The following is an 11,671-nucleotide window of genomic DNA, read 5'->3' as shown; positions in this document are numbered from 1 at the left end:
GCGGTGGAGGGCCCGGATCACGGACCCAACGCCGGAACCTACCGCCAACTCCGCGTGAAGACAGTGTGAGCCGTTCAGCCCGCCGCGGTGTCTTCGCTCACGGCCTCCGCCGCCGTCGCCACGGCGCGCTTGGCCTGAGTGGTCCGGACCGCGCCCGCCGCGAAGTAGGAGAGCAGCTCCGCGATCTCGACCGGGTCGTCCAGCTGCGGGCAGTGCCCCCAGTCCTCCCGGACGAGCAGGCGGCTGTGCGGCACCAGCGTGTGCAGCTGCCGCCCGGACGCCGCGGTGACGAGCTTGTCCTTGCCGCACGCGACGACCAGCAGCGGCACCTTCACCGAGTCGAGGCGGTAGGCGTCGGCGAGCTCCGCGACGAGCTGCCGGGCCTGCTCGAGCCGGCTCTTGGTCGCGCGGTAGTCCGGGAAGAGCGCCGTGAAGCGCTGTACCTGGGTCGCGTCGGCCGCGCCCGAGTTCGCGTAGAGCAGCCGCGGGACGACCTGCTCGGCGACCTTGCGCACGAGGAAGCCCGGCACCGGGACCGGCAGGGACGAGTACAGCCGCAGCGGCAGCGGGTAGCGCGCCACGGTCCGGATCAGCCACGAGTCGACGAACCCGGGCGCGGCGATCGACACGACGCCGGAGATCGGCAGGCGGCTGTTCTGGGCCGCGCGCAGGCTCATCGTGCCGCCGAGGGAGTTGCCGGCCAGCACGACCGAGCCGAGCACGGCCTGCTCGCGGACGACGGCGGTGGTGAACGCGTCGAGCTGCGGCAGCATCGGGCCGGGCCGCAGCGGCTGCGCGTCCCCGAACCCGGGCAGATCGACCGCGATCGCCGGGATCCCGGCGGCGGCGAGCTGTTCCAGGGCGGGACGCCACGTGTCGGCGCTGTCGCAGTAGCCGTGCAGCAGCACCAGGCGCGGTGCGCTCGGCCGGACGTGCGGGGTGGCCGCCCTGCGCCGCAGCGAGCGGCGGGGGAGCTCGGGGTCCGGGGCGGCTTCGCCGACCTCCAGGACACGGGTGCGGACACCGGCGTAGCGCCGGAAGGAGACCCGGATCGGGTCCGGGTCGCTGCTGGGCCGGCCGCCCGGTCCAGCCGAGTCGGGCCGCTTCGTCGCGGTCATGACTACAGAATACCTTGCGACTATTGGGTTTTGGTCGAACTTAGGTGCTAACGACCAGATCTCGAACTGAGTACGTTAGAGATTCACCGAATGCCGAGCCGGGCGGAACGAGAAGATCCGCCCAGCTCAGCGGCGGTCTAGCGGGTGAAGACGATCTTGCCGGCGGTGTCGCCGTCGAGCATCGCCCGGAACCCCTTAGGGGCCTCGGCGAAGGGCAGTTCGGCGCCGATCTGGGGCCGTACCCCGGTCAGGTCGAGGTAGGCGAGCAGGTCCGCGAGCTCGTCGCGGGTGCCCATGGTCGACCCGGCGACCCGCAGCTGGAGGAAGAAGACGCGCTGCAGCTCCGCGTTCGCGTCCGGGCCGCTGGTCGAGCCGGAGACCACGATGATCCCGCCCGGCTTGAGCGATTTGACCGAATGCGACCAGGTCGCCTTGCCGACGGTCTCGAACACGGCGTCGACGCGCTCGGGCAGCCGCGCGCCCGACTCGAACGTCTGGTGCGCGCCGAGGCTCGACGCGAGCGCACGCTTCTCCTCGGTGCGGCCGGTCACCCAGACCCGGAACCCGGCCGCGCGGCCGAGCTGGACCAGCGCCGTCGAGACACCGCCGGAGGCGCCCTGCACGAGCATCGTCTGGCCGGGCCGCAGCCCCGACTTCACGAAGAGCATCCGGTAGGCGGTCAGCCAGGCCGTGCCCATGGTGGCGGCCTCGGCGAAGCTGAGCGCGGCGGGCTTCGGGACGACGTTGCGGGCCGGCACGACCACCTGGTCGGCGAAGGTGCCCTGGTGCTTCTCGGTGAGCAGCGTCCGCTTCGGGTCGAGGGTGTCGTCACCCTGCCAGCCCGGCGCGTTGATCACGGAGTGGAGCACGACCTCGGAGCCGTCGTCGAGGGTCCCGGCGCCGTCGCAGCCGAGGATCATCGGGAACTGCTCGGGCTTGATCCCGACCCCGCGCAGCGTCCAGAGGTCGTGCATGTTGAGGCTGGCCGCCTTGACGTGCACCCGGACCCAGCCGTCCGGCACGTCGGGTTCGGGACGCTCGCCGACGACGAGCGAGTCCAAGGGGCTTTCGGCGTTGGGTTCCTGCGCGTACACGGCGAACATGCTTGGCAACGTACCGCCCCTGACACGCGGGGGCAGCAGGGCGCGCGTAGGCTCACACCGTGTTCAACGGGCTTGCCGACTGGTGGGACGGGGTTGAGCTCTGGCTCGCCCAGGCCTGGTTCCCGGTCCAGTTCGTGCTGGTCATGGTGGTCGTCGTGCCGCTGTGCCTGGCCGCCGCGTGGGTGCTCGACAAGCTCGTCGGGCTGTTCGCCCGCAAGCTCGCTCCGGGGCGTGACGACGACCGCTCCGACACCCCGTCCTAGGCTGGCGCACCATGTTCAACCGAAGGCGGATCACCGCCGCCCTGATCGGGCTCCTCGTACTGGTTCTCGGGGGCTGGCTGGTCAAGGACGCCGTCGGCGGCGACTCGCCCGTGTCCCCCACGCCGGGCAGTTCGGCGAGCGCGCCCCCGAAGGGCTCCGCGGCCGTCCCGGGCACGGACTCCGGGCTGCCGGTCAAGGCGCTGTCGACCTTGCCGTCGCAGGCCGGCGACACGTGGAAGCTGATCGAAAAGGGCGGGCCGTACCCGTACCCGCGCAACGACGACGTCGTGTTCGAAAACCGCGAGAAGCGGTTGCCGGGCAAGAAGTCCGGCTACTACCACGAGTACACCGTGAAGACCCCGGGCAGCGCCGACCGCGGCGCGCGGCGGCTGATCACGGGGCAGGCGCACGAGCTGTACTACACCGGCGACCACTACGGGTCGTTCGTCGTCGTGGACCCGGCCCGATGAGCGCCTCGGAGCAGGCGAAGGCCGCCGCGGAAGAGGCTTTCGCGCGGGGCGCGTACCCGCACCTGGTCAACTCGCGGCCCACTGTGGACAAGGCCAGCACGCTGAGCGCGTTCGCCGACGCACTGTCCTTTCCGGACTACTTCGGCCACAACCTCGACGCGCTGTACGACTGCCTGACCGACCTGTCCTGGCTGCCGCCGGGGGAGCACGTGCTGATCTGGCCCGGCTCGGAGGCGCTGCGCAAGACCGAACCCAAGACGTACCTGGCGATCCGCAGCGTGCTTTCGGACGCGCAGCGAGCACTCGGGCCGAGCGGCCGCAGCGCCGGTTCGTGGCGGCTCACGGTCGTGCTGCCGGACGCCTGAGCGGCGTCCGGCACCCGTCCCGCTCAGTCCTGCGGGACCCAGTTCGGCTTGCGCTTCTGGGCGAAGGCCAGGATGCCTTCCTGGCCTTCCTCGCTCGCGAAGAACTTCGCCGACAGCCCGAGCATCTCCTCGAACCCCTCCGACGGCGTCGCCGGGCGGGGGCGGCTCAGCAGCGCCTTCGTCTCGGCCAGTGCCGTCGGCCCGCCCGCCGCCAGTGCCTTCACGAAGCGGGCCACCTCCGTGTCCAGCTCGGCCGCCGGGACCGCCGAGTTCAGCAGGCCGATCTCCACCGCCCGGCGCGTGTCGAACGTGTCGCCCGTCAGGAACAGCTCGTGCGCCGCGCGGGGGTTCAGCCGCGGCAGGACCGTCAGGGAGATCACCGCCGGGACCACGCCGATGCGGACCTCCGAGAAGGCGAACGTGGCTTCCGGCACCGCGACCGCGATGTCGCACGCCGCCACCATGCCGATGCCGCCGGCGCGGGCGGGGCCGGCCAGGCGGGCGACCACCGGCTTCGGGCTGGTCCACAGCTGCTCGAGGATCTTCGGGAACTCGTTCACGCCCTGGTCGCCCGCGCCGGCGCCGCGGGCCTCCTTGAGGTCCATCCCCGCGCAGAACACCGGGCCCGTGTGGGTCAGCACGATCACGCGGACGGCGTCGTCGGCCGTCGCGGTGGTCAGCGCGGCCGACAGTTCGCGGCGCAGCTGCGCCGACAGCGCGTTGCGGTTGTGCGGGGAGTCCAGGGTGATCGTGGCGGTGCCGCCCACCACGTCGTAGTGCACCAGTTCGTCAGCCATGACCGACACCTTTACACACTTGCCCCGCCGGCCCGGTGTTACGCCGGGCACAGCCAATCGGGGTCACCCTCGCGGGCTTCGACGACGGCCGCGTCCGGGGCCGGGAAGTGCTGCTTCAGCGTGAACGCCTCGGGCGTCGGCCCGTGGACGCGCAGGTGCTTGATCTTCTCTTCGGCGTCGGCGGGCGTGGGCCGGTACCCGGCGGGCACCCACCAGAGCGCGGTCATCACGTCCTTCACGCGGTGGAACCACTCGCGGCGGCGCTTGAGGATCGCGAGGTGCTCACCGGAGAACGTGAAGGCGGCGAGGGTGTCCACCGACGTCCAGACGGACATGTTGATCAGGAGGCCGGACGTGCCGCGCACGTCCCATGCGAAGGCACGGATCGAGAGCGCGTTGTCGTCCTCGGTCTGCAGGCGCCAGACGAAGCCGGGCGCGGCGTCGGCGAGGGCGTTGACGGGCTCGAGCGCGTCGACGAAACCCTTGAAGGACGGGTCGTCGATCGGTGCTTTCATCCGGGCGATGTTGACTTCCGCGAGTTCGTACCCCATGCGGCCACCCTACGGGCGGAACCCCGCCCGCAGGGTGGCTCGCGGTCAGCCGATGGTCGTCGTGGTGAAGACCGGGCTGGGGTTGGGGAAGCAGGCGGTCGGGGCGGTGATGTCCCCGATGATGGTGCCCGCCACGGCCTTGAAGGTCAGGCCGGGATCGCTGTAGCTGGTGCCGGACAGCTTCGTCTCGATGGTGCCCGACTGGCCGGCGGTCAGGTGGGCGGTGATGGTCGGCAGCTCGAAGGTGGCGCCCCCGGCGATCGGGCCGGGGAAGCTCAGGGTCGCGACGCCGTTCGCGACCGCGATGGTCGGCGCAGTCGAGCCGAGGCCGGAGCCGCCGGCCAGGTCCGCGCTCACGTAGGTGGAGTTGGCCGGGATCGGGAACTTCAGCGCGAACGTGTTGATGTTCTTGACGGTGTTCCCGCTGACCTCGCCCGGCACCTCGTTGGGTGCCGGGTCGATGACGACGTCGAAGGCGCCGCCGGGCGCGACGGTGGCGGGCGCGGTGACGTCGGCGTCCTGGTTGAGCGACACCTGCTGCGGCCCGATGATCGGAGCGTCGGCCTGACAGTCGAAGGCGATGGTGGTGGCCGCCGAAGCCGGGGCGGCGAGGGCGATCGGAAGGGCCGCGGCCGCGGTCAGGGCAGCCAGCCGGGAAAAGTGAAGCGCTTTCATCTGTATCCACCTACCTGCGGTTTTGGAGGGGAGGAGAGCTGCGCAGCGCTTAGATAGTTACCGGCAAGTTAAGTAGAGCGTCAAGGATTTACCGTTCCCAGGCACGGTGTGTTACCAGAAATGTGAATAAGACTCGCCTTTTGGCGGTGGTGATTCTCGCGCGATCGCCCCGCGCTACCGAGAGTGGTTCAGCCCACGGGGACGCTGCACTGGCTCAGGAGGCCGAACGTCAGGGACGAACCGGTGGGCGCGCAGCAGTTCGGGCGCTGTTGTCGCGGCCGGAGGGTCGCTCCACCGAAGTCTCGCGCAGGTAGCCGGGCGAGCTGCACCCCGTGGTCCCGGCGGCGGGCGGCGCGACGGTGTAGGTGATGGCGGGCACCAACTCGGCACACTTCACGAACGCGGGCCTCGGTCCACTGGCCGCCGGGGAGCTCGTGGCCCAGCCGCGCGAGCGGGGTCGCGGCCCACCGGTCGTCGATCTCGCGGTTCGCCCGCGCGGCCGCGGACTGCGCGGCGGCCTCGTACTCGGCCCGTGTGTGCGACGGCCCGCATCCGCCGGTCAGGCGTACTGGCGGAGCAGCCCGCTCACCGCGGTGGCATACCGGCTGATGACGACGTCGGCGACGCGCGGGTCGTCGGCGAGCGGCGCCGCGACGAACGCTCGCGGGTCGGCCTCGCGGGCCAGCCGCTCGATGCGGTCCGGCAGCAGGCCCGGTGCGAGGAACCACGACGCCACCACCAGGTGCCGGACGCCGCGGGCCCGCAACCGGGCGGCGGCCGCGGGGATGTCCGGCTGGGCAGCGGAAGCGAATGCCTCGCTCACCGGGACACCCAGCCGCTCTTCCCACCGCGCCGCCAGCGAGGCGACGACGGCGTTCGCCGACGCGTTGGACGAGCCGACCGCGCTGAGCAGCACGCCCGTCCCGCGCCGGTTGGGCGCGGACGCCAGCCGGTCCAGGGCCACCGCCTCCAGGGCCCGGTCCGCGCCCAGGACGTCCGACACCTCCACGCGGAAGCCCGGGCACTCGGAAACGACCTGGTCGACCAGCGCCGGCAGGTCGACGCGCGCGTGGAACGCGCTGCCGAGCAGCAGCGGCACCACGACGGCCGTCCGGTGGCCGGCCGCGTACAACGAGCGCAGCACGTCCGTCACGTTCGGCGTGGAAAGGTCCAGGAAGGACTCGTGCACCGAAAGACCCGGCGCCTGCGCGCGCACGACGTCGACGAGTGCCCGCACGGTCGCGGCCGAGCGGGGATCACGACTGCCGTGCGCGACGGCGACCAGGGGTGGCGTCACGAGAAGCGCTCACCCACCAGGCCCGCGGCGAGGGTGTCGCCGTCCTTCGGGTCGATCACCAGGAACGCGCCGGTGCGCGGGCTGACGCCGTAGTCGTCGACGCCCAGCTCCTCGGCCAGCGTCAAGGTGACCAGCCCGATGTCGTTGAGCTCCAACGAGGCTGGTGCGTCCACACTGGACAGCTTCTGCTCGTCGAACCGCGCGTGCAGCTCGCCGGCCAGTGCTTGCACCGTGCGGGCGCCGTGCTTGACGAGCACGCGCGCGCCCGGCTTGAGCGGTTTCGACGACAGCCAGCACAGCGTGCCGGTGATCTCGTCGGTGATCCGCGGCGGCGCGTCCGCCGCGGCGATCAGGTCGCCGCGGGAGATGTCGATGTCGTCGGTGAGCAGCAGCGTCACCGACGTCCCGGCGCCGGCTTCGGCCAGCGGGCCGTCGGCGGTGTCGATGCGCTCGATGCGGCTGCGGATGCCTTGCGGCAGCACGACGATCTCGTCGCCCGGGCGGACCGTGCCCGCGGCGATCTGGCCCGCGTAGCCGCGGTAGTCCGGGTATTCCGGCGTGCGCGGCCGGATCACGTACTGCACCGGGAAGCGCAGTGCCGAGTCGTGCGGGTCGGGCGCGACCGGCACGTCCTCGAGGTGCTCCAGCAGGCTGGGACCGCTGTACCACGGCGTGCGCGAAGAGCGTGACGCGACGTTGTCGCCCTCCAGCGCCGAGACCGGGATCGCGAGCACCGAACCCCGCGCGTAGCCGAGGGATTCGGCGTGCGCGGCGAACTCTTCGGCGATCACCGTGAACGTTGCCTCGTCGTAGGCGACCAGGTCGATCTTGTTCACCGCGAGCACCAGCTGTGGCACGCCGAGCAGGGCCAGCACGGCCGCGTGCCGCCGGGTCTGCTCGATGACGCCCTTGCGCGCGTCGACCAGCAGCACGGCCAGCTGCGCGGTGGACGCGCCGGTCACCGTGTTGCGCGTGTACTGCACGTGCCCGGGGGTGTCGGCCAGCACGAACGACCGCTTGGGCGTGGCGAAGTAGCGGTAGGCGACGTCGATGGTGATGCCCTGCTCGCGCTCCGAGCGCAGGCCGTCGACGAGCAGGGACAGGTCCGGAGTGGACAGTCCCTTGTCGACGGACGCGCGCGTGACGGCGTCGAGCTGGTCGGCGAGCACCGACTTGGTGTCGTAGAGCAGCCGGCCGACCAAAGTGGACTTGCCGTCGTCGACGCTCCCGGCCGTGGCCAGGCGAAGAAGCGAGCTCATCAGAAGTACCCCTCACGCTTGCGGTCTTCCATGGCCGCCTCGGACATCCGGTCGTCGGCGCGGGTGGCGCCGCGTTCGGTGAGCCGGGACGCCGACACCTCGGCGATGACGTCTTCGACGGTGGTCGCGGTGGACTCGATCGCCCCGGTGCACGAGCCGTCGCCGACGGTCCGGTAGCGGACGGTCCGCTCGCGGACCTCTTCACCGGGCCGCGGGCCGCCCCACGGGCCTTCGGCGAGCCACATGCCGTCGCGCAGGTACACCTCGCGCTGGTGCGCGTAGTAGATCGACGGCAGCTCGACCTTCTCGCGGGCGATGTAGTTCCAGACGTCGGCCTCGGTCCAGTTGGACAGCGGGAAGACGCGGACCTGCTCGCCCGGGCGGTGCCTGCCGTTGTAGAGGTTCCACAGCTCGGGCCGCTGCCGGCGCGGCTCCCACTGGCCGAAGGCGTTGCGGAGGCTGAAGATCCGCTCCTTCGCCCGGGCGCGCTCCTCGTCACGGCGGCCGCCGCCGAACACGGCGTCGAACTTGTTCTCCGAGATGGTGTCGAGCAACGGCGTGGTCTGCAACGGGTTGCGCATGCCGTCGGCGCGTTCTTCCAGGCGCCCGTCGTCGATCCAGTCCTGGACCTTCGCGACGACCAGCCGCAGGCCGTGCCGCTCGACGACGCGGTCGCGGAACTCGATGACCTCGTCGAAGTTGTGCCCGGTGTCCACGTGCAGCAACGGGAACGGGACCGGCGCCGGCCAGAACGCCTTGATCGCCAGGTGCAGCAGCAGCGTCGAGTCCTTGCCGCCGGAGAAGAGGATCACCGGCCGGTCGAACTCGCCCGCCACCTCCCGGAAGATGTGGATGGCCTCGGATTCGAGCGCGGCCAAGTTGTCCTGTGCCGCATCGGTCGCGGGCTCCAAGGTCGTCATGCGTCCCTTCCTCAGCCGTGCAGTCCGCACTCGGTCTTCGACTGGCCCGCCCACCGGCCGCTGCGGGGGTCCTGGCCCGGCTCCACGCGAGCGGTGCACGGCGCGCAGCCGATCGAGAGGTAGCCGATCGACACCAGCGGGTTCTCCAGGATCCCGTGCTCGCGGATGTAGCCGGCGAACTCGTCGTCGGTCCACGCCGCGATCGGGTTGATCTTCACCAGGCCGTTGCGGTCGTCCCAGGTGACGATCGGGGTGTTCGCGCGGGTCGGCGCGTCGACCCGGCGGACGCCGGTGATCCACGCCGAGTAGTTCGCCAGGGTCTTGCGCAGCGGCACGACTTTGCGCAGGTTGCAGCACAGCGTCGGGTCGCGGTCGTGCAGCTTTTCGCCGTATTCCGCGTCCTGTTCGGCGACGCTCTGCTCGGCCTGCGCGTTGACGATCTTGACGTTCGGGTAGACGGCCTGCACCGCGTCCCGGGTGCCGATCGTCTCGGGGAAGTGGTAGCCGGTCTCCAGGAAGAGGATGTCCACATCGGACTTCACCTTCGCGGTGAGGTCGACGAGGACGGCGTCCTGCATGTTGGACGCGACGATGAAGTCGTCGCCGAACGTCTCGACGGTCCAGCGGATCGCTTCGTCGGCGGTGGCTTCGGCGAGCTCCTTCGAAGCGCGCTCGGCGAGGGTCTTGTAGTCGGCGGTGGCGGTCATCGGGAAACCTCCGGAAGGGACAGGCCGAGGAACTTGACCGAGAAAACCCGGCGACAACCGGAACACAGCCAGCCTGCCAGCCCCTCGCCCACCACCGCCCTCAGCGGAGGCGCTTCGCGCCGCGGTGTTGTTTGAGGGTCTTCCGGCCGGAGGTCCTCGTCGCCGCAATACGGGCAGTAGTACGGCACGGCGCGTTCGGTCGAGGTCACTGGAGGGCGCTTTCCTCGGCGCGCCCGGCCCACTGCGCGAACCGCTCGCCGGCTTCGCGTCCGGTGACGTAGTTGCGCACGACGCGCTCGACGTACCCGGTCAGCTCCGACGCGGTCACCTTGTGGCCGCGCAGCTTCCGGCCGAACCCGGCGTCGAGGCCGAGCCCGCCGCCGAGGTGCACCTGGAAGCCTTCGACCTGGTTGCCGTCGGCGTCGGTGACGATCTGGCCCTTGAGCCCGATGTCCGCGGTCTGGATCCGCGCGCAGGAGTTGGGGCAGCCGTTGAGGTGCACGCTGACCGGCGTGTCGAGGCCGTCCTGGATGTCCGCGAGGGACTTCTCCAGGTCCGCGACGAGCTGCTGCGCGCGGGCCTTCGTCTCGACGATGGCGAGCTTGCAGAACTCCAACCCGGTGCAGGCCATCACGCTGCGCCGCCACGGCGACGGCTTCGTCTCCAGCCCCAGCTCGGCCAGCTCCGCCTGGAGCGGGGCGACCTGCGCTTCCGGGACGTCCAGCACGACGAGCTTCTGCTGCGGGGTGAGCCGGACCCGGCCGGAGCCGGCCCGCTCGGCGGCCTTGGCCACCGCGACCAGCGTGCCGCCGGAGACGCGGCCGGCGATCGGTGCCGCGCCGACGTAGAACTTGCCGTCGATCTGCGGGTGCACGCCGATGTGGTCGATCGGCACAGCCGGGTCGACCGGCGGCGGGCCGTCGATCAGCTCCCGCTTGAGGTATTCGTCCTGCAGCACCTGGCGGAACTTCTCCGCGCCCCAGTCCTTGACCAGGAACTTGATCCGGGCCCGCGAGCGCAGCCGGCGGTAGCCGTAGTCGCGGAAGATCGAGATGACGCCTTCCCAGACGTCCGGCACCTCGTCACGCGGCACCCAGGCGCCGAGGCGCTGCCCGAGCATCGGGTTGGTGGACAGGCCGCCGCCGACCCAGAGGTCGAAGCCGGGCCCGTGCTCCGGGTGGTTCACGCCGACGAAGGCGATGTCGTGGATCTCGTGGGCGACGTCGGGCTGGCCCGAGATCGCGGTCTTGAACTTGCGCGGCAGGTTCGCGTACTCCGGCTTGCCGATGTAGCGGCGCTTGATCTCCTCGATGGCCGGGGTGCCGTCGATGACCTCGTCCGCCGCGATGCCCGCGACCGGCGAGCCGAGGATGACGCGCGGGCTGTCGCCGCAGGCCTCCATCGTGGTCATGCCGGCGTTCTCGAGCTGCGCCCAGATCTTCGGGACATCCTCGATCCGGATCCAGTGGTACTGGATGTTCTGCCGGTCCGTGATGTCGGCGGTGTCGCGTGCGTACGCCTGCGAGATCTCGCCGAGCACGGTGAGCTGGCCGGTGCTCAGCACGCCGCCGTCGAGCCGGACCCGCAGCATGAAGTAGCGGTCGTCGAGCTCTTCGGGCTCCAGCGTCGCGGTGCGGCCGCCGTCGATGCCCGGCTTGCGCTGGGTGTAGAGGCCGAACCAGCGGAAGCGGCCGCGCAGGTCGCCCGGGTCGATCGCGTCGAACCCGCGGTGGGCGTAGATGTTCTCGATCCGGGCCCGCACGTTGAGCGGGTGGTCGTCCTTCTTCGACCGCTCGTTCGGGTTCAGCGGCTCCCGGTAACCGAGCGCCCACTGCCCTTCGCCGCGCTTCTGCTTGACGCGCGCGGGGCGGGCGGGGGTCTGGGGCGTGGCCATGGCGGCGTCCTCCGAGAGGCTTTTCGTGGCGGCGGAGGAACGACCGGCTCGCGGGTGTCCTCCGGCGCCGGCTGTCCAGAATTCGTGGCAGGTGGTGGCGACGGGCAGTCAGCGAACGGGTACGCAGAGGGCGCTGGCGACTCGCAGGAGGTCGACGTGGCGGCGGGCCACGAGGAGAACACCGGCATGAGTCACGGCGTCAGCGTGCCACGCGTCCACAATGTGGTCCAGCGGTGCCCGGATGGTGGGAGA

15 protein-coding genes are annotated in these 11,671 nt (G+C 71.1%); 3 read left to right on the top strand and 12 right to left on the bottom strand.

What is annotated here, in order from left to right; all coding sequences use genetic code 11:
- Window positions 1-74: 74 nt before the first annotated feature.
- Both QQ657_RS11290 and QQ657_RS11285 read right to left on the bottom strand, forming a co-directional pair.
- Window positions 75-1,118 carry an alpha/beta fold hydrolase gene (locus tag QQ657_RS11290; RefSeq protein WP_284742022.1) on the bottom strand — a complete coding sequence of 348 codons (1,044 nt, stop codon included), beginning with the start codon at window positions 1,116-1,118 and terminating at the stop codon, window positions 75-77.
- 137 nt (window positions 1,119-1,255) lie between these two features.
- The gene (locus QQ657_RS11285) at window positions 1,256-2,221 is read right to left on the bottom strand and encodes a quinone oxidoreductase family protein (RefSeq protein ID WP_284742021.1); all 966 of its coding nucleotides are present in this window, start codon (window positions 2,219-2,221) and stop codon (window positions 1,256-1,258) included.
- A 59-nt stretch (window positions 2,222-2,280) separates the two neighbouring features.
- On the opposite strand from QQ657_RS11285, the gene QQ657_RS11280 reads away from it, so the two are divergent.
- From QQ657_RS11280 to QQ657_RS11270, 3 genes are read left to right on the top strand one after another with little or no spacing between them, the layout of a single operon-like run.
- On the top strand, window positions 2,281-2,484 hold the full coding sequence (locus QQ657_RS11280; RefSeq protein WP_284742020.1) for a hypothetical protein: 204 nt from the start codon (window positions 2,281-2,283) through the stop codon (window positions 2,482-2,484).
- An 11-nt stretch (window positions 2,485-2,495) separates the two neighbouring features.
- Window positions 2,496-2,954, top strand: a complete 459-nt coding sequence (locus tag QQ657_RS11275) for a guanyl-specific ribonuclease (RefSeq protein ID WP_284742019.1) — start codon at window positions 2,496-2,498, stop codon at window positions 2,952-2,954.
- Window positions 2,951-3,319 (top strand): barstar family protein, encoded by a 369-nt coding sequence (locus tag QQ657_RS11270; RefSeq protein ID WP_284742018.1) that lies wholly within the window; start codon window positions 2,951-2,953, stop codon window positions 3,317-3,319. Before QQ657_RS11275 ends, QQ657_RS11270 begins: the two co-directional genes overlap by 4 nt.
- A 23-nt stretch (window positions 3,320-3,342) precedes the next feature.
- Here the strand turns inward: QQ657_RS11270 and QQ657_RS11265 are convergent, their stop codons facing one another.
- The 10 genes from QQ657_RS11265 to QQ657_RS56670 form a co-directional block, all read right to left on the bottom strand.
- Window positions 3,343-4,116, bottom strand: coding sequence for an enoyl-CoA hydratase family protein (locus tag QQ657_RS11265; RefSeq protein ID WP_284742017.1), 774 nt, complete (start codon window positions 4,114-4,116; stop codon window positions 3,343-3,345).
- 38 nt (window positions 4,117-4,154) lie between these two features.
- Complete coding sequence (locus tag QQ657_RS11260) at window positions 4,155-4,667, bottom strand: DUF3291 domain-containing protein (protein ID WP_284742016.1); 513 nt, start codon at window positions 4,665-4,667, stop codon at window positions 4,155-4,157.
- A gap of 45 nt (window positions 4,668-4,712) precedes the next feature.
- A complete protein-coding gene (locus QQ657_RS11255) occupies window positions 4,713-5,342 on the bottom strand; it encodes a cyclase (RefSeq protein WP_284742015.1) in 630 nt (209 codons plus the stop codon).
- A 559-nt stretch (window positions 5,343-5,901) separates the two neighbouring features.
- Complete coding sequence (locus QQ657_RS11250; RefSeq protein ID WP_284742014.1) at window positions 5,902-6,639, bottom strand: sirohydrochlorin chelatase; 738 nt, start codon at window positions 6,637-6,639, stop codon at window positions 5,902-5,904.
- Window positions 6,636-7,898 (bottom strand): sulfate adenylyltransferase subunit 1, encoded by a 1,263-nt coding sequence (locus QQ657_RS11245; RefSeq protein ID WP_284742013.1) that lies wholly within the window; start codon window positions 7,896-7,898, stop codon window positions 6,636-6,638. The genes QQ657_RS11250 and QQ657_RS11245 overlap by 4 nt, the downstream gene beginning before the upstream one ends.
- A complete protein-coding gene (gene cysD, locus QQ657_RS11240) occupies window positions 7,898-8,818 on the bottom strand; it encodes a sulfate adenylyltransferase subunit CysD (RefSeq protein ID WP_284742012.1) in 921 nt (306 codons plus the stop codon). The genes QQ657_RS11245 and cysD overlap by 1 nt, the downstream gene beginning before the upstream one ends.
- A gap of 11 nt (window positions 8,819-8,829) precedes the next feature.
- Entirely contained in the window at window positions 8,830-9,525 is a 696-nt protein-coding gene (locus tag QQ657_RS11235) for a phosphoadenylyl-sulfate reductase (RefSeq protein ID WP_284742011.1), read from the bottom strand.
- Window positions 9,522-9,734: an Insertion element protein gene (locus tag QQ657_RS11230; protein ID WP_284742010.1), complete on the bottom strand. Its 213-nt coding sequence runs from the start codon at window positions 9,732-9,734 to the stop codon at window positions 9,522-9,524. Before QQ657_RS11230 ends, QQ657_RS11235 begins: the two co-directional genes overlap by 4 nt.
- Complete coding sequence (locus QQ657_RS11225; RefSeq protein ID WP_284742009.1) at window positions 9,731-11,419, bottom strand: nitrite/sulfite reductase; 1,689 nt, start codon at window positions 11,417-11,419, stop codon at window positions 9,731-9,733. Before QQ657_RS11225 ends, QQ657_RS11230 begins: the two co-directional genes overlap by 4 nt.
- Before the next feature lie 108 nt (window positions 11,420-11,527).
- Window positions 11,528-11,614 (bottom strand): putative leader peptide, encoded by an 87-nt coding sequence (locus QQ657_RS56670; protein ID WP_350310667.1) that lies wholly within the window; start codon window positions 11,612-11,614, stop codon window positions 11,528-11,530.
- Window positions 11,615-11,671: the final 57 nt, after the last annotated feature.

The sequence above is a fragment of the Amycolatopsis ponsaeliensis genome (genome assembly GCF_030182635.1).
Classification (GTDB): domain Bacteria; phylum Actinomycetota; class Actinomycetes; order Mycobacteriales; family Pseudonocardiaceae; genus Amycolatopsis; species Amycolatopsis ponsaeliensis.
Note: the sequence above shows the minus strand (reverse complement) of the source record. Positions and strands in the feature narration are given on the sequence as shown.

Excerpts from the sequence above, each read along its gene's own strand:
- QQ657_RS11290 (WP_284742022.1), bottom strand. The coding sequence starts at position 1,118 with ATGACCGCGACGAAGCGGCCCGACTCGGCTGGACCGGGCGGCCGGCCC.
- QQ657_RS11285 (WP_284742021.1), bottom strand. The coding sequence starts at position 2,221 with ATGTTCGCCGTGTACGCGCAGGAACCCAACGCCGAAAGCCCCTTGGAC.
- QQ657_RS11275 (WP_284742019.1), top strand. The coding sequence starts at position 2,496 with ATGTTCAACCGAAGGCGGATCACCGCCGCCCTGATCGGGCTCCTCGTA.
- QQ657_RS11270 (WP_284742018.1), top strand. The coding sequence starts at position 2,951 with ATGAGCGCCTCGGAGCAGGCGAAGGCCGCCGCGGAAGAGGCTTTCGCG.
- QQ657_RS11265 (WP_284742017.1), bottom strand. The coding sequence starts at position 4,116 with ATGGCTGACGAACTGGTGCACTACGACGTGGTGGGCGGCACCGCCACG.
- QQ657_RS11260 (WP_284742016.1), bottom strand. The coding sequence starts at position 4,667 with ATGGGGTACGAACTCGCGGAAGTCAACATCGCCCGGATGAAAGCACCG.
- QQ657_RS11255 (WP_284742015.1), bottom strand. The coding sequence starts at position 5,342 with ATGAAAGCGCTTCACTTTTCCCGGCTGGCTGCCCTGACCGCGGCCGCG.
- QQ657_RS11245 (WP_284742013.1), bottom strand. The coding sequence starts at position 7,898 with ATGAGCTCGCTTCTTCGCCTGGCCACGGCCGGGAGCGTCGACGACGGC.
- cysD (WP_284742012.1), bottom strand. The coding sequence starts at position 8,818 with ATGACGACCTTGGAGCCCGCGACCGATGCGGCACAGGACAACTTGGCC.
- QQ657_RS11235 (WP_284742011.1), bottom strand. The coding sequence starts at position 9,525 with ATGACCGCCACCGCCGACTACAAGACCCTCGCCGAGCGCGCTTCGAAG.
- QQ657_RS11225 (WP_284742009.1), bottom strand. The coding sequence starts at position 11,419 with ATGGCCACGCCCCAGACCCCCGCCCGCCCCGCGCGCGTCAAGCAGAAG.